The sequence below is a fragment of the Streptomyces sp. NPDC093097 genome (assembly GCF_044754325.1).
In the GTDB taxonomy this organism is placed as follows: Bacteria; Actinomycetota; Actinomycetes; order Streptomycetales; family Streptomycetaceae; genus Streptomyces.
Map to the genome: position 1 here is coordinate 230,111 of NZ_JBIVOW010000004.1, position 17,547 is coordinate 247,657.

Annotated in this window: 21 protein-coding genes; 13 read left to right on the forward strand and 8 right to left on the reverse strand. The window is 71.2% G+C overall.

Annotated features, from left to right (window positions below; genetic code table 11):
• Window positions 1-120: 120 nt before the first annotated feature.
• Together ACIQE0_RS08785 and ACIQE0_RS08790 are read right to left on the reverse strand one after the other, a co-directional pair.
• The gene (locus ACIQE0_RS08785; RefSeq protein ID WP_402330054.1) at window positions 121-600 is read right to left on the reverse strand and encodes a hypothetical protein; all 480 of its coding nucleotides are present in this window, start codon (window positions 598-600) and stop codon (window positions 121-123) included.
• Window positions 601-628: 28 nt separating this feature from the next.
• Window positions 629-1,408 carry a DUF2127 domain-containing protein gene (locus tag ACIQE0_RS08790; protein WP_366331342.1) on the reverse strand — a complete coding sequence of 260 codons (780 nt, stop codon included), beginning with the start codon at window positions 1,406-1,408 and terminating at the stop codon, window positions 629-631.
• A 621-nt stretch (window positions 1,409-2,029) separates the two neighbouring features.
• Here ACIQE0_RS08790 and ACIQE0_RS08795 point away from each other — a divergent pair.
• The 5 genes from ACIQE0_RS08795 (at window position 2,030) to ACIQE0_RS08815 (ending at window position 5,646) form a co-directional block, all read left to right on the forward strand.
• Window positions 2,030-2,194 carry a hypothetical protein gene (locus ACIQE0_RS08795; RefSeq protein ID WP_366331341.1) on the forward strand — a complete coding sequence of 55 codons (165 nt, stop codon included), beginning with the start codon at window positions 2,030-2,032 and terminating at the stop codon, window positions 2,192-2,194.
• Window positions 2,195-2,249: 55 nt separating this feature from the next.
• Window positions 2,250-2,543, forward strand: a complete 294-nt coding sequence (locus ACIQE0_RS08800; RefSeq protein WP_402330057.1) for a Dabb family protein — start codon at window positions 2,250-2,252, stop codon at window positions 2,541-2,543.
• Window positions 2,544-2,802: 259 nt separating this feature from the next.
• Window positions 2,803-3,612, forward strand: a complete 810-nt coding sequence (locus ACIQE0_RS08805; RefSeq protein WP_366331339.1) for an RNA polymerase sigma factor SigF — start codon at window positions 2,803-2,805, stop codon at window positions 3,610-3,612.
• 190 nt (window positions 3,613-3,802) lie between these two features.
• Entirely contained in the window at window positions 3,803-4,642 is an 840-nt protein-coding gene (locus tag ACIQE0_RS08810; RefSeq protein WP_366331338.1) for an RNA polymerase sigma factor SigF, read from the forward strand.
• Between the two features lie 224 nt (window positions 4,643-4,866).
• Window positions 4,867-5,646 carry a hypothetical protein gene (locus tag ACIQE0_RS08815; RefSeq protein ID WP_402330059.1) on the forward strand — a complete coding sequence of 260 codons (780 nt, stop codon included), beginning with the start codon at window positions 4,867-4,869 and terminating at the stop codon, window positions 5,644-5,646.
• A 90-nt stretch (window positions 5,647-5,736) separates the two neighbouring features.
• Here the strand turns inward: ACIQE0_RS08815 and ACIQE0_RS08820 are convergent, their stop codons facing one another.
• Window positions 5,737-6,390, reverse strand: coding sequence for a GntR family transcriptional regulator (locus ACIQE0_RS08820; RefSeq protein ID WP_402330061.1), 654 nt, complete (start codon window positions 6,388-6,390; stop codon window positions 5,737-5,739).
• Between the two features lie 215 nt (window positions 6,391-6,605).
• Here ACIQE0_RS08820 and ACIQE0_RS08825 point away from each other — a divergent pair, with 215 nt between their 5' ends.
• Entirely contained in the window at window positions 6,606-7,082 is a 477-nt protein-coding gene (locus ACIQE0_RS08825) for a VOC family protein (protein ID WP_366331335.1), read from the forward strand.
• A gap of 91 nt (window positions 7,083-7,173) precedes the next feature.
• On the opposite strand, the gene ACIQE0_RS08830 is transcribed toward ACIQE0_RS08825, so the two are convergent.
• From ACIQE0_RS08830 to ACIQE0_RS08840, 3 genes are read right to left on the reverse strand one after another with little or no spacing between them, the layout of a single operon-like run.
• On the reverse strand, window positions 7,174-7,395 hold the full coding sequence (locus tag ACIQE0_RS08830; RefSeq protein ID WP_402330063.1) for a DUF397 domain-containing protein: 222 nt from the start codon (window positions 7,393-7,395) through the stop codon (window positions 7,174-7,176).
• Window positions 7,392-7,646 (reverse strand): DUF397 domain-containing protein, encoded by a 255-nt coding sequence (locus ACIQE0_RS08835; protein WP_402330065.1) that lies wholly within the window; start codon window positions 7,644-7,646, stop codon window positions 7,392-7,394. Before ACIQE0_RS08835 ends, ACIQE0_RS08830 begins: the two co-directional genes overlap by 4 nt.
• The gene (locus tag ACIQE0_RS08840; RefSeq protein ID WP_402330067.1) at window positions 7,643-8,497 is read right to left on the reverse strand and encodes a helix-turn-helix domain-containing protein; all 855 of its coding nucleotides are present in this window, start codon (window positions 8,495-8,497) and stop codon (window positions 7,643-7,645) included. The genes ACIQE0_RS08835 and ACIQE0_RS08840 overlap by 4 nt, the downstream gene beginning before the upstream one ends.
• Before the next feature lie 294 nt (window positions 8,498-8,791).
• On the opposite strand from ACIQE0_RS08840, the gene ACIQE0_RS08845 reads away from it, so the two are divergent.
• Together ACIQE0_RS08845 and ACIQE0_RS08850 are read left to right on the forward strand one after the other, a co-directional pair.
• On the forward strand, window positions 8,792-9,013 hold the full coding sequence (locus tag ACIQE0_RS08845) for a hypothetical protein (RefSeq protein WP_402330068.1): 222 nt from the start codon (window positions 8,792-8,794) through the stop codon (window positions 9,011-9,013).
• Complete coding sequence (locus ACIQE0_RS08850) at window positions 9,010-9,363, forward strand: hypothetical protein (RefSeq protein WP_402330070.1); 354 nt, start codon at window positions 9,010-9,012, stop codon at window positions 9,361-9,363. The genes ACIQE0_RS08845 and ACIQE0_RS08850 overlap by 4 nt, the downstream gene beginning before the upstream one ends.
• 175 nt (window positions 9,364-9,538) lie before the next feature.
• Here ACIQE0_RS08850 and ACIQE0_RS08855 read toward each other — a convergent pair whose 3' ends face one another.
• Entirely contained in the window at window positions 9,539-9,790 is a 252-nt protein-coding gene (locus ACIQE0_RS08855) for a hypothetical protein (protein WP_402330072.1), read from the reverse strand.
• Window positions 9,791-10,223: 433 nt separating this feature from the next.
• Here ACIQE0_RS08855 and ACIQE0_RS08860 point away from each other — a divergent pair, with 433 nt between their 5' ends.
• The 3 genes from ACIQE0_RS08860 to ACIQE0_RS08870 all read left to right on the forward strand — a co-directional run bounded on the left by ACIQE0_RS08860 (window position 10,224) and on the right by ACIQE0_RS08870 (window position 14,486).
• On the forward strand, window positions 10,224-10,706 hold the full coding sequence (locus ACIQE0_RS08860) for a MarR family transcriptional regulator (protein ID WP_366331331.1): 483 nt from the start codon (window positions 10,224-10,226) through the stop codon (window positions 10,704-10,706).
• A gap of 20 nt (window positions 10,707-10,726) precedes the next feature.
• Complete coding sequence (locus tag ACIQE0_RS08865; RefSeq protein WP_366331330.1) at window positions 10,727-13,333, forward strand: DHA2 family efflux MFS transporter permease subunit; 2,607 nt, start codon at window positions 10,727-10,729, stop codon at window positions 13,331-13,333.
• 310 nt (window positions 13,334-13,643) lie between these two features.
• A complete protein-coding gene (locus ACIQE0_RS08870) occupies window positions 13,644-14,486 on the forward strand; it encodes a YceI family protein (RefSeq protein WP_366331329.1) in 843 nt (280 codons plus the stop codon).
• Between the two features lie 145 nt (window positions 14,487-14,631).
• Here ACIQE0_RS08870 and ACIQE0_RS08875 read toward each other — a convergent pair whose 3' ends face one another.
• On the reverse strand, window positions 14,632-15,459 hold the full coding sequence (locus ACIQE0_RS08875) for a helix-turn-helix domain-containing protein (RefSeq protein WP_366331328.1): 828 nt from the start codon (window positions 15,457-15,459) through the stop codon (window positions 14,632-14,634).
• A 74-nt stretch (window positions 15,460-15,533) separates the two neighbouring features.
• Here ACIQE0_RS08875 and ACIQE0_RS08880 point away from each other — a divergent pair, with 74 nt between their 5' ends.
• Together ACIQE0_RS08880 and ACIQE0_RS08885 are read left to right on the forward strand one after the other, a co-directional pair.
• On the forward strand, window positions 15,534-15,791 hold the full coding sequence (locus ACIQE0_RS08880; protein WP_402330074.1) for a zinc ribbon domain-containing protein: 258 nt from the start codon (window positions 15,534-15,536) through the stop codon (window positions 15,789-15,791).
• Window positions 15,792-16,237: 446 nt separating this feature from the next.
• Entirely contained in the window at window positions 16,238-17,482 is a 1,245-nt protein-coding gene (locus ACIQE0_RS08885; RefSeq protein WP_366331432.1) for a S53 family peptidase, read from the forward strand.
• Window positions 17,483-17,547: the final 65 nt, after the last annotated feature.

Consider the following 17,547-nt stretch of genomic DNA (forward strand, 5'->3'; position numbering starts at 1 on the left):
GGGGGGGGGGGGGGGGGGGGGGGGGGGGGGGGGGGGGGGGGGCGGGGGGGGGGGGGGGGGGGCGGGGGGGGGGGCCCCCCCCCGCCCCCGTGGTGCGCGGGGTGCCGCGGTGTCGTTCCGTCAGCCGCGGCGGCGGAACGCCTTCCTGATGAAGTGCACGATCATCCAGATCACCAGGATCACGATGACGATGATCACGACGACGATCACGATCAGGAAGATGCCGAGCTTCTTGAAGAAGCCCATCTTCTTCTTCGGCTTGTCGTGGGTCGTGAAGGACGTCTGCTGCGCGGTGTGGTGGTAGGTGCCGTGCGAGCTGTGCGTGATGTGCCGCCACTTCATGGGCGTTCCGACGGCGGCCGCGGCGATGCGGGCGGAGGAGTCGGCGGCGGGCGCGGCCTGTTGGGCGGTCACGACGGCCGGGCGGGCCGCGGACGCGTCGGCAAGGCCGGCGGCGGCCGCCGGCCCGGCCGCGACGGCCAGCAGGCCGAACAGCAGCGCCAGGACGGCCACCGGGCGGCGGCGCGCCGCGGCCCGACGGGTGGATATCCGCGGCGAACCGGGCGTGCGGCGCGCGGAGTTGAAGAGCTTCGGTCGCATGGGTGCCTTTCCCCCTCGTACGGTGCGTTCAGCCATTATGGGCCGGTGCGGGCATCCCGGCGGACGTCTCGATCTCCAGCAGGGAGGCGCTCTGCCGCTCCTCGTCGAAGGCCGCGCGGCCGCCGCGCAGCCCGAACAGCCGCTTGGCGACGGCGATGTAGACCACGGCGAGGATGTTGATGACCAGGGTGGCGATCTTGAGCCAGCTGACCTTCTCGGTCAGTTCGTAGATCTCCAGCGGGAGGAACGCGGCGGTCGCCACCACCGCCAGGTACTCCGCCCAGCGCTGGGACATCCACAGGCCGACGCCCTCGACGATCTCCACCACCGCGTAGGTGAGCAGCAGCCCGGCCACCAGCAGCAGGGTGGAGTGGTGGTAGCCGAAGGTCTTCCGGATGGTGTCGACGATCGGCGAGTGGTCGAGGTCGTAGTGGAAGTGGACAGCCACCGGGCGGATCACTTCCAGGTTCTTGTCGAAGAACTGGCGGACCGCGTCCTGGCTGTTGCTGAACTGCCATACGGCGAGCGCCACCAACACGATGAACACCCCGCGCAGCGCCCGCTCCACGGCCAGGAACCGCAGGATGAACAGGTCCCGCAGCACCTTGCCGCGGGCGACCAGCGGGGCCTTCGCGGCCGGCCCGGTGGCGTGCGGATCGCCGAGGACGAAGTCGCCGCAGCGCAGACAGCGCCAGGCCGTGCCGTGAGCGGTGGCGGCGTGCAGTCTCGCCTGGAAGTGCTCCTCGTGCGGGAGATACGTGGTGTGGCCGCGCCGCGCGCAGGTGCGCCGGTCCCAGTCGATCTTCATCGTCGGAGCCCCGTGTTCCTCTCGTCGTCCGCGCAGGCTCGCGCCGCGGCGGTCGGCCGCCGCGGCGCACCCCGCGCTCCATGCCGCGTGATTGTCGCGTACATGCGCAAGCCACGGGCGTACGGGGATGCCTTACGGGGAGAGGGACGAGAAGAACGGCCCGGAGGTTGCCGGCGGGGCGTTCCGGCAGGGGCGCGCACGGCGCGCGGGCGGGGCGCTGGTTGGACGGGGGAGGCGGACCAAGGGGACGGCCGCCTCCCCCGATGAGGACCGAGCCCCGAATCCGGCGCCGCGTGAGCAAGGGACGCACGGTCCGGACCCCGCAGTGGGGCCAGGTCCCGGGGCCCCGCGCATTCCTGCCAGATCCGCCGGGCCTCGTTCCCTCATCCTGCCGCGCCGGCGCCGCCCCAACAGCCAGACGAAAGGCCCTCCTTGAGGGACCTTCGGCCCCTGGTCGCGGCGCGCGGGACGGGCCGAGCGGCCCTTTCCGCCTCGCCGGGTCGAACACGTGTGGTTACACTCGGCCGACTGCCCCGGAGGCCGGGGCGGCCATCGCCGGGGCCCGGATCCCGGGGGGATCGCCAGAGGCGACAGGGACCTGCCGCAGGGGAGACGGAACAGATGGCGACAGCAAAAAGAGTCGTGATGTGGGCGGTCATCGTCTTCGTGGCCTGGACCATCATCGCCACCCCCAAGCGGGCCGGAGCGCTCGTCCAGGTAGGCTTCGAGGGCATTTCGAACGCCGCGCAGAGCGTCGGCGTGTTCATGACCCAGCTGGTCAGTTAGGCCCTGGTCGGCCCGCCGGACCGGCCGCCCCTCGTCCCGCCGCACGGAGGCCGCAGTGATCCGCCACCTGGTCCTGTTCAAGCTCAACGAGGGCGTCTCGCGCGACGAGGAGCGGGTCCTGGCCGGCGCCCGCGCCTTCGCCGAATTGGGCACCCAGATCCCGGAGCTGACGTTCTGGGAGTGCGGGTGGAACCTCAGCGACCGCCCGATCGCCTACGACTTCGCGATCAACTCCGCGGTCGCCGACGCCGACGCGCTCACGCGGTATGTGGAGCACCCCGCCCACCAGGCGGCTGCCGCCCAGTGGCGCGAATTCGCCACCTGGGTGATCGCCGACTACGCGTTCTGACCCGGCCCCCGACGGCCCTCCGCGGCGCCCGCGCCGCCGCCCCCTTCCTGGCCCCTCGCCCCTGCGGCGGGGGGCTTTCCCGCGGGCCCGAACCACCCGCCGCACCCCCTCGCGCACCGCCCCCGCACCCCGCCAACTCTCTCTTCAACACGGCGTTATGGGGTGCTTGCACACAGTGCACATGTCTTGTGATGCTATGACCGCTTTTGCCGGATACATGCGATACGCGATACATGCGAACTGCACTGTGAAGGGTGGCGTGACCGTGACGGCCCGTACTGCGCCCAAGGCTCCGGCCCGCGAGAGCCGTAGCGCGGACACCCGGGCGCTGACGCAGGTGCTCTTCGCCGAGCTGGCAGGACTTGAACCCGGCACCCCAGAGCACTCCCGCGTCCGTGCCGCACTGATCGAGGCCAACCTGCCGCTGGTCCGCTACGCCGCGGCCCGCTTCCGCAGCCGCAACGAGCCGATGGAGGACGTGATCCAGGTCGGCACGATCGGCCTGATCAATGCCATCGACCGCTTCGATCCGGACCGCGGTGTCCAGTTCCCGACCTTCGCCATGCCCACCGTCGTCGGCGAGATCAAGCGCTACTTCCGCGACAACGTCCGCACCGTCCACGTCCCGCGCCGCCTGCACGAGCTGTGGGTGCAGGTCAACGGCGCCACCGAGGACCTCACGGTGCTGCACGGCCGCTCCCCCACCACCGCCGAGATCGCCGAACGGCTCAAGATCGGCGAGGAGGAGGTGCTGGCCTGCCTGGAGGCCGGCCGCTCATATCACGCCACATCTCTGGAGGCCGCCCAGGAGGGCGACGGCCTGCCCGGCCTGCTGGACCGGCTCGGCTACGAGGACCCCGAACTGGCCGGCGTCGAGCACCGGGACCTCGTGCGACACCTTCTCGTCCAGCTCCCGGAGCGTGAGCAGCGCATCCTTCTGCTCCGTTACTACAGCAATCTGACGCAGTCCCAGATCAGTGCGGAACTTGGGGTTTCGCAGATGCACGTGTCCCGGCTACTGTCGCGGAGCTTCGCCCGGCTGCGATCCGCAAACAGGATCGACGCCTAACCAGCACGGGCGACCCGTTCCTGCACAGATATGTCGACAAGACGCTACAGCGTGTTGCCGACATGTGACATTCTGCAGGAACCGCGTTTGCCGTGGTGCTGCCTCCGGTATTCAGGTGGAGGCATAACTCCTCGGTCCGCCCTGGGCCGGGGACGCCGCAGCGACCCGTCCGCGACCTCAAGGGGGTGGCATGTCCGTAGAACTGGGCAGCTCAAAGGTGCTTTCCGCGATTCCCGCGCCGGCACCACACGTGCATGACGACGTCGACGCCATCAACACCCGCTCGCTCTCCCGGTCCCTGTTCCTGCGGCTCGCCACGCTCGACAAGGACTCCGCCGAGCGCGCGTACGTGCGCGACACCCTGATCGAACTGAACCTCCCGCTCGTGCGCTACGCGGCCGCGCGCTTCCGCAGCCGCAACGAGCCGATGGAGGACATCGTCCAGGTCGGCACCATCGGCCTGATCAAGGCAATCGACCGTTTCGACTGCGAACGCGGGGTGGAATTCCCGACGTTCGCGATGCCCACCGTGGTCGGCGAGATCAAGCGGTTCTTCCGCGACACGTCCTGGTCCGTGCGCGTCCCGCGCCGCCTCCAGGAGCTCCGCCTCGCCCTCACCAAGGCCAGCGACGAGCTCTCCCAGAAGCTGGACCGCTCGCCGACGGTGCCCGAACTCGCCCTGTGCCTGGGGGTGTCGGAGGAGGACGTCGTCGACGGCCTGGCGGTCGGCAACGCCTACACCGCCTCCTCGCTCGACTCCCCCTCCCCCGAGGACGACGGCGGCGAGGGCTCCCTGGCGGACCGCCTCGGCTACGAGGACACCGCGCTGGAGGGCGTGGAGTACCGCGAGTCCCTCAAGCCGCTGCTGGCCAAACTCCCGCCCCGGGAGCGCCAGATCATCATGCTGCGGTTCTTCGCCAACATGACGCAGTCGCAGATCGGCGAGGAGGTCGGCATCTCCCAGATGCACGTCTCCCGGCTGCTCACCCGCACGCTGTCGCAGCTGCGGGAAGGTCTGATCTCGGACTGAGGCACGGTCCGCCGAGGGGCAGCCGGCGACAGCCGCTCCAGGTCGCTCGGCGGACAGCAAGGGAGACGGCGCCGCGCCACCGCGACGGTTCCGGCCCGCATGCCCCGGCCGCATCCGGTGACCCCCCACACCCGGCCACCTGCCGACCCACGCTCCGCCCACACTCTTCACACCTGACGTTGCGTCAGCCACACTGCCCCCAGCCACCGCTGGGAGGTACCCGCATGACGCGACGGACCACACCTGTTGCCTCCGCCTCGGCGATCGTGCTCTGCCTGGGCGTCCTCCTCACCGGCTGCGGCGCGGCCGGCTCCGGCTATGCCGCGGTGGGCCCGGCAGGCCCCCTGGACGGCACCGCCCGCACGACGCCCGTGGCCCCACCGGGCCGCGTCGAGCTGACGCCCCTGGACGGCGGCGACCGCGGCCCCGCACGCCCCGGCCCCTCCGGCGGCCCTCCCGGCCCTTCTACGGGCCCGACGGGCAGCGCCCCGGCCCCAGGCTCAGCCACCCCACCGGCAACACCGCCACACGGCTCCCCTACGGGCCCCGGCACCACAGGCGCCCCTGGCCCCACTCCCGCCCCCGGGCCCGGCACCAACCCCTCGTCCCCGCCCGGCGGTTCCAGCAGTCCACAGCCCGGCGGCTCCTCGCCCACTCCCGCGCCGCCCTCCCCCACCGTCCCGGCCGGCCCGGACGCCCCACCCGGCCTCGTGGTGGGCAAGCCGGTGCTCGCCGACACCGACGTCCGCTGGTGCCAGCAGGTCACCATCGACTTCCTCAACACCGGCGACCACCCCGTCACCACCGGCACCGTCACCCTCGGCAGCCACGTCATCGACGCCCTCGGCATCGACTGGGCGACCGTCGACTCCCCCCAATCGCTGCCGCTCCCCCTCATCCCCGGCAAACCGGCGACCGGCAGCTGGCGGGTGTGTGTGGACGCCTGGCGGGTGCCGCCGGGGATGCATCTGGACACCAAGGACGTCACTTTCAAGACAACTTAAGCGCCCGGGAGTTGTCGGCGTCGGCCGGGCTGCGGACCGTGGCGGGAACCCGCTCCCCGGAACCTGCCGCACCCGCTCGGCACGCTCCGCCTACGCCTCCATGGCGTATTCGAGGACGTACGCGGCCGCGTCCAGGATCATCTCGTTGACCTCCACCGGGCGGCCGCCGTCCATGAAGGCGATGCGGGTGATGAGGAACACGGGTGTGCCCGCGCTGAGGCGCAGCCGGTTCGCCTCGTCCCGGGACGGCATCCGGGAGCGGATCTCCTCGCGGAACTGCCGTGGTGCGCGGCCCAGTTCGGCCAGGCGCGCGTAGAGGCCGCCGGGGCCGGTGTCCTCCTGGGCGATCGCCGAGCCGGCCACCAGGTCGGCGGGGAGGAAGCTCGTCGCCAGCAGCACCGGTTTGCCGTCGAGGACGAACCGTCGGCTGCGCACGCAGGCCGGTTCGGCCGGTTCCATGCCGAGCGCGGCGGCGACGTCGGCGGGCGGCGGGGCCTGGTGCACGGCGACCTGGTCGACGATCAGTTCCCGCTCGCCGATGTCGGCCCACCAGATGGACCGGCCCGCTCCCCACTGCTCCCACGCCAGCCGCTGCACGCCGTGCCGCCGCAGCGGCGGGAAGTGGTCGTCGTTCTCGCCGGACCCTCGCCCACCGGGGCGCTGCTCCCGCGCCGCACCGGTCTCCGGCCGTGCAGGGGCCGCCCCGCGGCATTTCGGCTCGCGGCCGTCGACGTTGACGCTCATACGCCCTCCCTCTCCGCTCTCCAGGGGCCGGGCCGTCCGCCCCCGCCCCATCGGACAGGCCCTCGGGGCGCTCGGCTGCCCCTTCGCGGAATTCCCACCCGAATGGCGATGTCTGCGGCGCCGCGCGGTGGTCGATACACAGGACGGCCCCCGGCCACCAACCGACCGCAGCCACCCGGCCGTCCACCGACCGGCCCGACCGCCAGGAGCACGCCATGCCGAGGATCACCCCCAACCTCTGGTTCGACGCCCAGGGTCTGGAGGCCGCGGAGTTCTACTGCTCCGTCTTCCCCAACTCGCAGATCAAGCACGTCACGCACTACACGGAGGCCGGCCCGCGACCGGCCGGGACCGTGCTGACCGTCGAGTTCGTGCTGGACGGCCAGGAGTTCACCGCGATCAACGGCGGCCCGGAGTTCACCTTCGACGAGGCGATCTCGCTGGCCGTCAGCTGCGCCGACCAGGAGGAGGTCGACTACTACTGGGCCAAGCTCTCCCAGGGCGGCGAGGAGGGCCCCTGCGGCTGGCTCAAGGACAAGTACGGCCTGTCCTGGCAGGTCGTCCCGGAGGTGATGACCGACGTCCTCCAGGGCACCGACCGCGGCCGCGCCACCCGCGCGATGCGGGCCATGCTGGGCATGAAGAAGCTGGACATCGCGACCTTGAAGGCGGCGATGGAGGGGGAGGGGTGACGCTTCCGCGGAGGAGTTGCGCGGAACTGTCTCGGTACGACAACGGCCCCCGCTCAGGGGGCCGTTCTGCTGCTCGCGGCGTGCTCCTGAGTCAGCAGGAGAGCGCATCTTCCTTGACGGCCGTGACGAAGGAGGAGAAGGAGGAAGCCGGGAAGGAGAGGAGCGGACCCTCTACGGCCTTGCTGTCCCGGACCGGGACAACGCCGTGAGAGGGCACGAGGTTGATGGCGACCTCGACGCACTGTCCCCCGTTGGACCCGCTGTACGAGGACTTGACCCACACAGCAGCGGCGAGCTCGATCTCTGCGTTCATGAGATGTACTCCTTGTGCAGTTCCTCGGCGCACCTGACTGCCGATATGAACGTCGACCAACCACCCGCAGAGAAAACCAACGCGGGACCTTGCGGGTCCTTGGAGTCTCGAATGGCAATGCCCGAGTGCGTACCGGATATTTCGGCAACCTCGACGCACTGTGATTCGCTGCCTCCGCTGTAGGAGGACTTCTTCCAGAGGGCGCCTTCGACCGCATGGGCCATGAGGACGCATCCGATCTTCGCGGTCACTTGTGCAGTCCTTCCAGATGCTCGTTCAGACGATCCCGCGACTTCTCAACGGGAAGCGCGATGCGGGAGATTGCGGCGAACTCTTTCTCCAGGACGCCCACTTGCTCGGCATCATCCGTGTGGTTCCCGCCCATGGGGTTGTCGACGCTGACCACCTTCGACCACGGGTGCCGGTAGGACAGGACAGTCATGGCACCGATGGCCCCGTACGTCGGGTGAGCAGTGAGTGGGATGAGTTTGAGCTCGACGTTCGGCATCTCCGAAGCATCAAGGAGCCTGCGGATCTGGTCCCGCATGACCCCAGGGCCCGACTCGAACTGGGCGTGGAGAGCCGACTCCGGCACAAGTGCGTGGAGCTTGGTCGCTTTGCTGAGGACAGCCTGTCGCGCCAACCGAATGGAAACCAACATCTCAGCATGCTCAGCGGACACCGTGGTGAGTGCTCGGGTAATCATCTCCCTTACGTATCCGGGCGACTGGAGCAGCCCGGGCACGATCACCGGATGCTGGATGTGGATCGCCTGCGCTTCGGCTTCCAGCTCGATGAAGTCCAGGTAGTTCCGGCCGATGCGCCCGGCGTAGGCCGCCCACCAGCCTCCTCCTACCGGCTCCTCCGCAGCTTTCGCGACTTCCTCGACGCCAACCGGGTCTTCTACTCCCAACTTGGCGCACATCGCTCTGACTTCGTCACCCGAGATCCGGTATGTGCCGCGCTCGATTCGACTGAGGCGGGTGGTGTCCCAACCCATGAGCTTCGCCGCGTCGCCCGACTTCACAGATGCACGCCAGCGACGCAACTGACCGCCAACCCTCCGCCGTTTGATAGTCGGCGTTGCTCGTTTCTGCGTCATGGGCGCAGTTTGACACGACGCCAACTAGCTGTGCTATGGGGACACTTGTTCCATCCTCTTGGCAATACGCATCTCGGTGTTGCACATAGACCGCCAAAAAGAGCACAGTGGATCCGAGATCGGGAGGCGTCCGGTGTCGAAGACCGGCGCCTTCCCCTCCCTTGCTGGCCGGTGCCGTAATACCTCCGAGGAACGCGGCGCTCGTCAGCCCTCCGAAACAGAGCTCGCCGCATGAGAAGACCCCCGCGACGTTGCTGTGGCGGCGAACGTCCGGGGGCCGCGGCCATCAACCCCATGGAGGTTGACGACGTGCTTCAGGCTATCCGAACGATCTTCGAATCGCTGCTGTGCCGGTTACTCCCCGCGCATGGCCGCCACCGCGCCACCCCTCCCCGCCTCACCGCACGGCGGGAACGCCACTTGCAGCCCGGCCGGCGGCGGGAGCAGTGGCTGGCGGTGCATGGCATCGACGTGGCGCCTCATCGGTTCCACGGGATGGAGGTGGCCGCACGATGAGTCGCCACTTTCCGGACGACGCCAGGTTGCTGCCATGGACCAGCCCGGACGGGAAGCCGTGCTATCTCCTCGACGGCAGCGGGACCGGTTACGTCTCCCGCCTTGCGGACCGGGTGGAGGCCGAACAGATGAGCTCGGCCGGCGAGTTCATCGTGGAAGCCCGTCGCCTTCTCGTGGGTCGCGCGTGGACGCCGGGTGAAATCCACCTGCTGGCCGCGGACTTGAACGATCACCTGGTGCGGGTGCATCGGGTGTCGAGGAGTCGGGGTGCTCGGTTGCGGCTGCTGATCGACGGCCCCGATGAGGACGGCGGGGACGAGGAAGGGGAGGGGGCTCCGCCCGTCGCGTAGAGGAAGGCGGGGCGGTACGCGTCCCGCCCGGTGTGGATGAGGCCGGGCGGGGCCAGCGTGCGGTGGAGGCCCCGGAGGGGACGGAGGGGACGGAGGGGACGGAGGGGACGGAGGGGTGGTGCGGGCGGCGCCGGGGTGGTGGCCGGGGGCCGAACCCCCGCCTCCCGTCGGCCCGTTAGGCCAGTGCGAGCCAGGCGGCGCCGACCACCACGAGGATGGCGACGATCACGCCGACGATCAGGCCGAAGCGCGGTCCGCCCGACGCACGCTGGGGCGCGGCGGCGCGGCGGCCGCCCTGGGGAGCACCGGCACCGGCACCGGCGCCGGCACCCGGACCGGCGCTGCCGTCGTCGACGAAGGCCTGGAACATCTGCGTGCTGCCCGCCGGGTCGTAGTTGCCGGGCTGGTTCTGCGGGTTGGTCGCCATGGGGAAGGACCCTAGCGAACCCCTGAGCAGGGGGCACCCTTGGGGCGCGTATCCTGCGCGCGCGTACGCGGGTGGTGGGGAGCGGGCCGCCGCGGGCGCACTCACCGTGCGCGCACGGGCCGGGTACGGAGCGCAGGCGGGGCGGGCACGGAGCGGGGCCTGACGCGCACATGGCGTGACGCGCCGGATGGGCACCGGGGGCACGACCGCACAAAGGCCGCGGGTTTGCCGTCGAGTGCGACGTCTACCGCATTGACCAGCATCTTTACATGGCAATGCGGATTTATTGAGGCATACGTGACTCGGACTTTGCCGGTTCCATGCCATAAGCGGCCCGAAATCGTTTGCCTTCAGCAACCAACTTTGCCTATGGTTGCCCCAAGCAACAAAACATGCGCGAAGGCTGCGCAGGTGAAGAGGCGCGGAGGAGCCGATGGCCGCTCGAAGTCACTACGAAGAGCTGGCCCGGCAACTCAGCGCCGTCGGGGCCGTCAAGCGGGAGCTCGGGCGCATCCTGCCCCAGGAGTGCCCGCCGGCATCGGCCGCGGTGCTCACGCTTCTCGACCGGCACGGCGAGATGCGGATGAGCCAGCTGGCCGAGCTGCTCGCGATCGACATGTCGGTGACCAGCCGGCACGTCGCCCATGTCACGGAACACGGCTGGGTCGAGCGCGAGCCCGATCCGGCGGACAAGCGGTCACGGCTGCTGCGACTGACCCCGAACGGCAGGGAGCTCCTCGCGGAGCTCTCGGAGCGCTACACGCAGACGCTCGCCCGGTACTTGGACGACTGGACCGACACCGACGTCGGGCACCTCATCGAGCTGCTCGCCAGGCTCCGCAGGAGCTTCGGCGACTGCCGCACCCGGGCACCGCACGACTCCGCCTCCACCACCCGTGCCCCCGCAGCAGGATGAAAAGGAAGTAAAGGAACCACATGGCTACGACCTCACCAGCCGGTGTGCGGGGCGGGCATGCCAAGCATGGGGGCGGTCACAGCGCTTCCCCTGGCGAGCCCATGACGCACCGTCAGATCATGGAGGCGCTGTCCGGGCTGCTGCTCGGCATGTTCGTCGCCATCCTGTCGTCGACGATCGTCTCCAACGCACTGCCGCACATCATCCATGACCTGGGCGGCGGTCAGAGCGCCTACACCTGGGTCGTCACCGCCCAGCTGCTGGCGATGACCGCGACGACGCCGGTATGGGGCAAGCTCTCCGACCTGTTCAGCAAGAAGCTGCTGGTCCAGCTCGCCCTGGTCATCTACGTCGGCGGCTCGGTCGTCGCCGGTCTGTCGGAGAACCCCGGCATGCTGATCGCCTGCCGGGTGATCCAGGGCATCGGCGTGGGCGGTCTGTCCGCGCTGGCCCAGATCGTCATGGCCGCGATGATCTCCCCGCGGGAGCGCGGGCGTTACAGCGGCTACCTGGGCGCGACCTTCGCCGTCGCGACCGTCGGCGGACCGCTGCTCGGCGGCGTCATCACCGACACCAGCTGGCTCGGCTGGCGCTGGTGCTTCTACGTCGGCGTGCCGTTCGCGGTGATCGCGCTGATCGTGCTCCAGAAGACCCTGAAGCTGCCGGTCGTCAAGCGCGAGGGCGTCAAGGTCGACTGGGCCGGCTCGTTCTTCATCGCCGCGTCGGCCACCCTGCTGCTGATCTGGATCACGCTGGCCGGCAAGAACTACGACTGGATCTCCTGGCAGACCTGCGCGATGCTCGGCGGCTCGATCGTGCTGGCGCTGATCTTCGTGCTCGTCGAGACCAAGGCCGCCGAACCGCTGATCCCGCTGCGGCTGTTCCGCAACAAGACGATCACCCTGGCCACGCTGGCCTCGCTGTTCGTCGGCGTCGCGATGTACAGCGGCACGGTCTTCTTCTCGCAGTACTTCCAGCTGGCCGAGGGCAAGAGCCCGACGATGTCCGGCGTGATGACCATCCCGATGGTGACGGGCCTGTTCCTGTCGTCGATGGTCTCCGGCCAGATCATCACCCGCACCGGGCGCTGGAAGGTCTTCCTCGTCAGCGGTGGCGTGCTGCTCACCGCGGGCCTGGGCCTGCTGGGCACGCTGCGCACGGACACCCCGTACTGGCACACCGCGACCTTCATGGCCCTGATGGGTCTCGGCGTCGGCATGATGATGCAGAACCTGGTGCTGGCCACCCAGAACCAGGTCGCGCCCCAAGACATCGGATCTGCCAGCTCGTTGGTGACGTTCTTCCGTACCCTCGGTGGTGCGGTGGGCGTCTCGGCGCTCGGCGCGGTGCTCGCCAACCGGGTCACGCACTACGTGACCGACGGTCTGACGGCCCTCGGGCCCAAGGCCGCCGCGGCGGCGAGCCACGGCAGCAGCAGCGACGGCATCCCCGACCTGTCCACGCTGCCGGCCCCGATCCGGTCGATCATGGAGGACGCGTACGGACACGGAGTCGGTGACGTCTTCCTCTACGCCGCCCCGTTCGCCCTGCTCGCCCTGCTCATCACCCTGTTCATCAAGGAGGTCGCCTTGCGCAGCAAGTCCGGTACGGAGCGCACCCTCGCCGCCGGCGGCGACGGTGACGCAGCCCAGGCCCCCGCGGCCGCCCCGGCCACGGCCCCGCTCGCCGCGTCCGCCCCGGCGGCGTCCGCCGCCGAGGAGCGCGAGCCGGCCCTGGTCGGCGCCGCGCCGTCCATATCCGACGACGACGCACTGCACACCCCGTCCTGGGCCAAGGCGGCCCCGGCGGCCCAGCCCCTGGCGGCGTTCGCGTCGGCCGGCGGCGGTGACGCCGTCCCGTCCGGCCCCTCCGTCCACGGCTTCGTCCGCAACGCCGACGGCAACCCGGTGGCCAGCTCGGCCGTCACGCTGATCTCGCTCAGCGGCCGGCAGTTGGGCCGCGCGGTCGCCCAGGCCAACGGCGAGTACGCGCTCCAGGCCCCCGGCGCCGGCTCCTATGTGCTGATCGCGGCGGCCGACGGCCACCAGCCGCAGGCGTCCACGGTCGTGGTCGGCGAGGCGCCGCACGGCTACGACATCCTGCTCAGCGGCACCAGCGGCCTGTCCGGCCTGGTGCGCGGCGCGGTCACCGGCGAGCCGGTGAGCGGCGCGATGGTCGTGGTCACCGACGTCCGCGGCGAGGTGCTGTCCACCGGGCAGACCACCGCCGAGGGCACCTTCTCCTTCGGTGAGCTGGCCCCCGGCACCTACACCGTCGCGGTCAACGCGGCCGACTTCCGGCCCGTCGCCCAGCCGGTCGAGGTCGGCGGCCAGGGCACCACCCGCACCGAGATCGAGCTGCTCTCCGGCGCCCGGGTGCAGGGCGTCGTACGGGCCGGGGCGAACGGCGCCCCGCTGGCCGACGCCCGGGTCACCCTGGTCGACGCGGCGGGCAACGTCGTGGCCACCTCCACCACCGGCGAGGACGGCGCCTACGCCTTCACCGACCTGGACGCCGGCGACTACACGGTCATCGCGAGCGGCTACCCGCCGATCGCCGCCGGCCTGGTCGTCGACGCCGGCGGGGTGGACGGCTACGACGTCCAGCTCGCCCACCCCGGGGACTGACCCGGACCCGGGCCCCGCGCTCCGCGGCGGCCCGGGCGAACACCCCGGCCCGGGGCGCGCGTTGAGCGGAGACGCGCCCCGGACCGGACAGGGCTCCGGCGGCGGCGCTGCGCACAGGCAGGGGACGGCCTGCACGCCGCCGGCGGAGCCCGGCACCACCACCGACCGGCCGGGGAACGGTACGCACCGGGGCCGGAGCGGGCCGTCGCGGCCCACAGGACCACCCGCTCACACGGACACAGGCACGGACAGGCACGGCACGTACCCGACGGCACGGCACGTACCGGCACTGAACGGGAGAGGCACGCAGATGACTTCGACGGGCGCGGGAGCTGCCGGCGTACGGGCGCAGGTTCGCACGCGGGACGGCTGGGCGGTACAGCACGCCGTGCTGACCGTCACCGACATGACGGGCGCGCAGGTGCTGCGCGCGAACGCCGACGAGGACGGCGCGGTGCGCAGCGCGGAGCCGCTGCCCGCCGGCCCCTACACGGTCATCGTGACCGCCGTCGGCTATGCACCGGTCGCCTCCACCGCGATCGTCACGGCCAGCGGCCGGGTGGACGTGGGCACCGTGGTCCTGGCCCGCCAGGGCGGCGTGGAACTGCCGCCGCCCGGGCCCTGGACCATCGACCCGATGCACTCCACGGTGGGCGCGGTCGCCCAGCACCTGGGCATCTCCAGCGTGCACGGCCGCTTCACGGAGTTCAGCGGCCGGATCGACATCGCCGAGGACGTCGAGCGGTCCCGCGTCGAGGCGGTCATCAACGCCGCGTCGATCGACACCGGCAACGGCATGCGCGACGGCCACCTGCGCAACGAGGACTTCCTCGACGTCGAGGTCTATCCGCAGATCACCTACCGCAGCAACGGCCTGACGCCGGCCGGTCCGGACCGCTGGACGGTCCACGGCGACCTCTCGCTGCGCGGGGTGGTCCGCCCCGTCGACCTCGACCTCAGCTACCTGGGCACCGGCCCGGACCCGTGGGGCGGCACCCGCGCGGCGTTCCGCGCCACCGCCGAACTGCACCGCGAGGACTTCAAGATGAACTACAACCAGGTGGTGGCCGCCGGTATCGCGGCCATCGGCACCACCTTGAAGGTCGAGCTGGACATCCAGGCCGTCCAGGGCGAGAGCCTTCCGATGGCGTAGCGCGGCGGTCCGCGTGCGTCCGTGCGCGCGGGTGGCACAAGGGGCGGTCCCGGCAACGCGGTTGCGTGCCGGGGCCGCCCTTTTCGCCGTTCCCGGCCGTCCGGTCCCGCCGGTCCCCGGCCGTCCGTTCCCGCCGGTGGGCCCGTTACGACCGCAGCGCCTCCCGGGGTTCGGGGGCCGTCGCCGCGCTCTCCCACACCGTCAGGAAGGCCAGCCGCAGGCAGGCCGCGAGGGCGGGGTGCTCGATGACCAGGGCGGTGGTGGAGCCGGCGCCGGCGACCGGGTCGGGCATGTCGCACAGCACCAACGCGGCGTCGGCGATGACGAGTTTGAGCGGGAGGTCGTCGGTGAAGCGGGCCTCCTCGCCGGCCTCCGCGAAGCTGCGGACGTTGGCGAGCATGCCGGCGTCCGCCAGGGCGCCGGAGGTGTAGATGGCCCGGACGGTGCCGCCGGCCCGGTGCAGCCGGCGGGCGGCCTCGATGCCCTCGGCGTTCTCCGCCGGGGCGACGAACGGCGGTTTGCAGAAGCTGAGCAGTTCGCGGCGGGCCTGCCGCTGGATGTCGGCGAACCGCTCGGAGATCGCCACCGGTTCGCGCAGGATCTCCACGTAGTCGAGCGGGTCGGAGTGGTCGCGCCCGTCCGCCCACAGCGGCTGGAGGGCCGCGGCCAGGCTGCCGGAGGCGCGCTCCAGCCGCTCCAGGGACTCGCGTTGCAGCGCCACCAGGCGGTCGACGGCGAGTTCGGGCGCGACCGCCGAGTACGTCGCCACCCGCCCGGGGTGCGTCTGGGCCAACCGGCGGCGGACCAGGGCGTCCAGGACGTCGTAGACGCGCTGGCGCGGTACGTCCGCCTCACGGGCCACCTCGGCGGCGGTGTACGACTCACGTTTGACCAGGGCGAGGTAGACCCGCGCCTCATACCGGGCCAGCCCCAGCGCGACGAGGTTGCCGACCGCGTCCTCTTCCCACTCCATCAAAGTCCTTTCGAGGGGGCCACCGGCTTTGGCCGGTGGGGGAATCCAATCTCAGACTGTGCGCCGATCGCCGCGTGATCGCAGTGGACGCCCGCAACACCTCCCGCACCTGCCCGTCCGAGATCGGTGGATGTGGGCACGTCGCGAAGGAGAACCGCCTCACCCGAGCGAAGTTCGAGTGCGTCACATGCGGCCTGGTGGAGAACGCCGACCGCGTGGGCGCGCTCAACGTCCCGCACAGGGCCGGGCCGGCCCTCTGCGCGGAGGCTTGGCCACCGACGCAGGAAGCCCGCGACGTCAGTCGTGGGTGGAGTCACGGGTGGACAAGGTAGCGGCCTCGGACGCATGACGGGCCGGTGTCCACAAAGCCGACGGCGGCGGACCAGAAGAAGGCTTTGCCGTAACCCGGTGTCCCTTTGACGGTGTGTTCACTACTTTCCTAGCAAGCCACCACTGACCGGGGTGGCACCCACCGAGTGCACATGCGCGACGCACCACCGGAGTTGCACACACGCCCCACGGGGGGCTGGACGCCCTGACCGCGGCATGACCACGCATGAATGTCATGTGCGCGTCATGACGCCCAGGCGTGCGACTTCAACCGCCGGGTCCCCCACAGGTCCGCCTCCCGGCACCACGCACCACCCGCACCGCACCGGCACCCCCCACCCGGCCGCCGCCACCGTCGGCCGCCGGCCCCCCTCTCCCCCACGGAGGTCATCCCTTGCCTTCCCTGCGAACGAGCTCGGCGGACAACAGAGCGGACCGCACCCGAGGAATGGTGCGCCGGGGTGTCCCGGCGCTGCTCTCGGCGGCCACCCTCATCGTCGGCGGTCTGATCGCCGCCGCCCCGGCGGGCGCCGCCCCGGCCCCGGCCGCCCCGCACACGGCCCCCACCGCGTCCGGTTCCGCCGCCGTCCCCACCCACCGCCTGTGCTCCGAGCCGACCAAGCCCGGCTACATGGCGTGCAACGCGGTGGCCCGGACGGACGTCAAGCAGAGCCTGGCCCTCGGCCCCCACATCACGCCGTCCGGCTTCGGCCCCAGCGACCTGCGGAGCGCCTACAAGCTGCCCACGACGGGCGGTTCGGGCCAGACGGTCGCGATCGTCGACGCCTACGACGACCCCAACGCCGAGAAGGACCTGGCGACTTACCGCTCCCAGTACGGCCTGCCCGCCTGCACCACGGCCAACGGCTGCTTCAAGAAGGTCGACCAGAACGGCGGCACCAGCTACCCGACGGCCGACGCCGGCTGGGCCGGTGAGATCTCGCTCGACGTCGACATGGTCAGCGCCGCCTGCCCCTCGTGCCACATCCTGCTGGTCGAGGCGAAGAGCGCCAGCATGAGCGACCTCGGCACGGCGGTGAACCGCGCGGTCACCATGGGCGCCAAGTACGTCTCCAACAGCTACGGCGGCGGCGAGTCCTCCTCCGACGCCAGCTACGACACCTCGTACTTCAAGCACCCGGGCGTGGCGATCACCGTCAGCTCCGGTGACAGCGGCTACGGCGTCGAGTACCCGGCGGCCTCGCAGTACGTCACCGCGGTCGGCGGCACCTCGCTGAAGAAGGACAGCAGCAGCCGCGGCTGGTCCGAGTCGGTCTGGGGCACCAGCGCGGGCGGCGAGGGCGCCGGCTCCGGCTGCTCCACGTACGACGCCAAGCCGGCCTGGCAGAAGGACACCGGCTGCGCCAAGCGCACCGTCGCCGATGTCGCCTCGGTCGCCGACCCGGCCACCGGCCTCGCGGTCTACGACAGCTACCAGGCCACCGGCTGGAACGTCTACGGCGGCACCAGCGCGTCGTCCCCGTTCATCGCCGGCGTCTACGCCCTCGCGGGCGCCCCGGGCTCGACCGACACCCCCGCCTCGTACCCGTACAGCCACACCTCCTCGCTGAACGACGTCACCAGCGGTGCCAACGGCTCCTGCTCGCCGTCGTACCTCTGCAAGGCGGGCACCGGCTACGACGGCCCGACCGGCCTCGGCACCCCGAACGGGACCGCGGCCTTCACCAAGTGACCCACCCTCCGGTGGTCTGACCGCCCCCGCAAGCGGCCCCCGGGCCGCCCGGGGGCGGGAGGGAC

Bases quoted from the DNA above. Each gene is read 5' to 3' on its own strand.
- ACIQE0_RS08845 (WP_402330068.1), top strand. From the start codon at position 8,792: ATGGAGGTTGACGACGTGCTTCAGGCTATCCGAACGATCTTCGAATCG.
- ACIQE0_RS08810 (WP_366331338.1), top strand. From the start codon at position 3,803: ATGTCCGTAGAACTGGGCAGCTCAAAGGTGCTTTCCGCGATTCCCGCG.
- ACIQE0_RS08875 (WP_366331328.1), bottom strand. From the start codon at position 15,459: ATGGAGTGGGAAGAGGACGCGGTCGGCAACCTCGTCGCGCTGGGGCTG.
- ACIQE0_RS08830 (WP_402330063.1), bottom strand. From the start codon at position 7,395: ATGAACGCAGAGATCGAGCTCGCCGCTGCTGTGTGGGTCAAGTCCTCG.
- ACIQE0_RS08790 (WP_366331342.1), bottom strand. From the start codon at position 1,408: ATGAAGATCGACTGGGACCGGCGCACCTGCGCGCGGCGCGGCCACACC.
- ACIQE0_RS08850 (WP_402330070.1), top strand. From the start codon at position 9,010: ATGAGTCGCCACTTTCCGGACGACGCCAGGTTGCTGCCATGGACCAGC.
- ACIQE0_RS08870 (WP_366331329.1), top strand. From the start codon at position 13,644: ATGACTTCGACGGGCGCGGGAGCTGCCGGCGTACGGGCGCAGGTTCGC.
- ACIQE0_RS08795 (WP_366331341.1), top strand. From the start codon at position 2,030: ATGGCGACAGCAAAAAGAGTCGTGATGTGGGCGGTCATCGTCTTCGTG.
- ACIQE0_RS08815 (WP_402330059.1), top strand. From the start codon at position 4,867: ATGACGCGACGGACCACACCTGTTGCCTCCGCCTCGGCGATCGTGCTC.
- ACIQE0_RS08865 (WP_366331330.1), top strand. From the start codon at position 10,727: ATGGCTACGACCTCACCAGCCGGTGTGCGGGGCGGGCATGCCAAGCAT.
- ACIQE0_RS08885 (WP_366331432.1), top strand. From the start codon at position 16,238: ATGGTGCGCCGGGGTGTCCCGGCGCTGCTCTCGGCGGCCACCCTCATC.
- ACIQE0_RS08825 (WP_366331335.1), top strand. From the start codon at position 6,606: ATGCCGAGGATCACCCCCAACCTCTGGTTCGACGCCCAGGGTCTGGAG.
- ACIQE0_RS08785 (WP_402330054.1), bottom strand. From the start codon at position 600: ATGCGACCGAAGCTCTTCAACTCCGCGCGCCGCACGCCCGGTTCGCCG.
- ACIQE0_RS08840 (WP_402330067.1), bottom strand. From the start codon at position 8,497: ATGACGCAGAAACGAGCAACGCCGACTATCAAACGGCGGAGGGTTGGC.
- ACIQE0_RS08860 (WP_366331331.1), top strand. From the start codon at position 10,224: ATGGCCGCTCGAAGTCACTACGAAGAGCTGGCCCGGCAACTCAGCGCC.
- ACIQE0_RS08855 (WP_402330072.1), bottom strand. From the start codon at position 9,790: ATGGCGACCAACCCGCAGAACCAGCCCGGCAACTACGACCCGGCGGGC.
- ACIQE0_RS08820 (WP_402330061.1), bottom strand. From the start codon at position 6,390: ATGAGCGTCAACGTCGACGGCCGCGAGCCGAAATGCCGCGGGGCGGCC.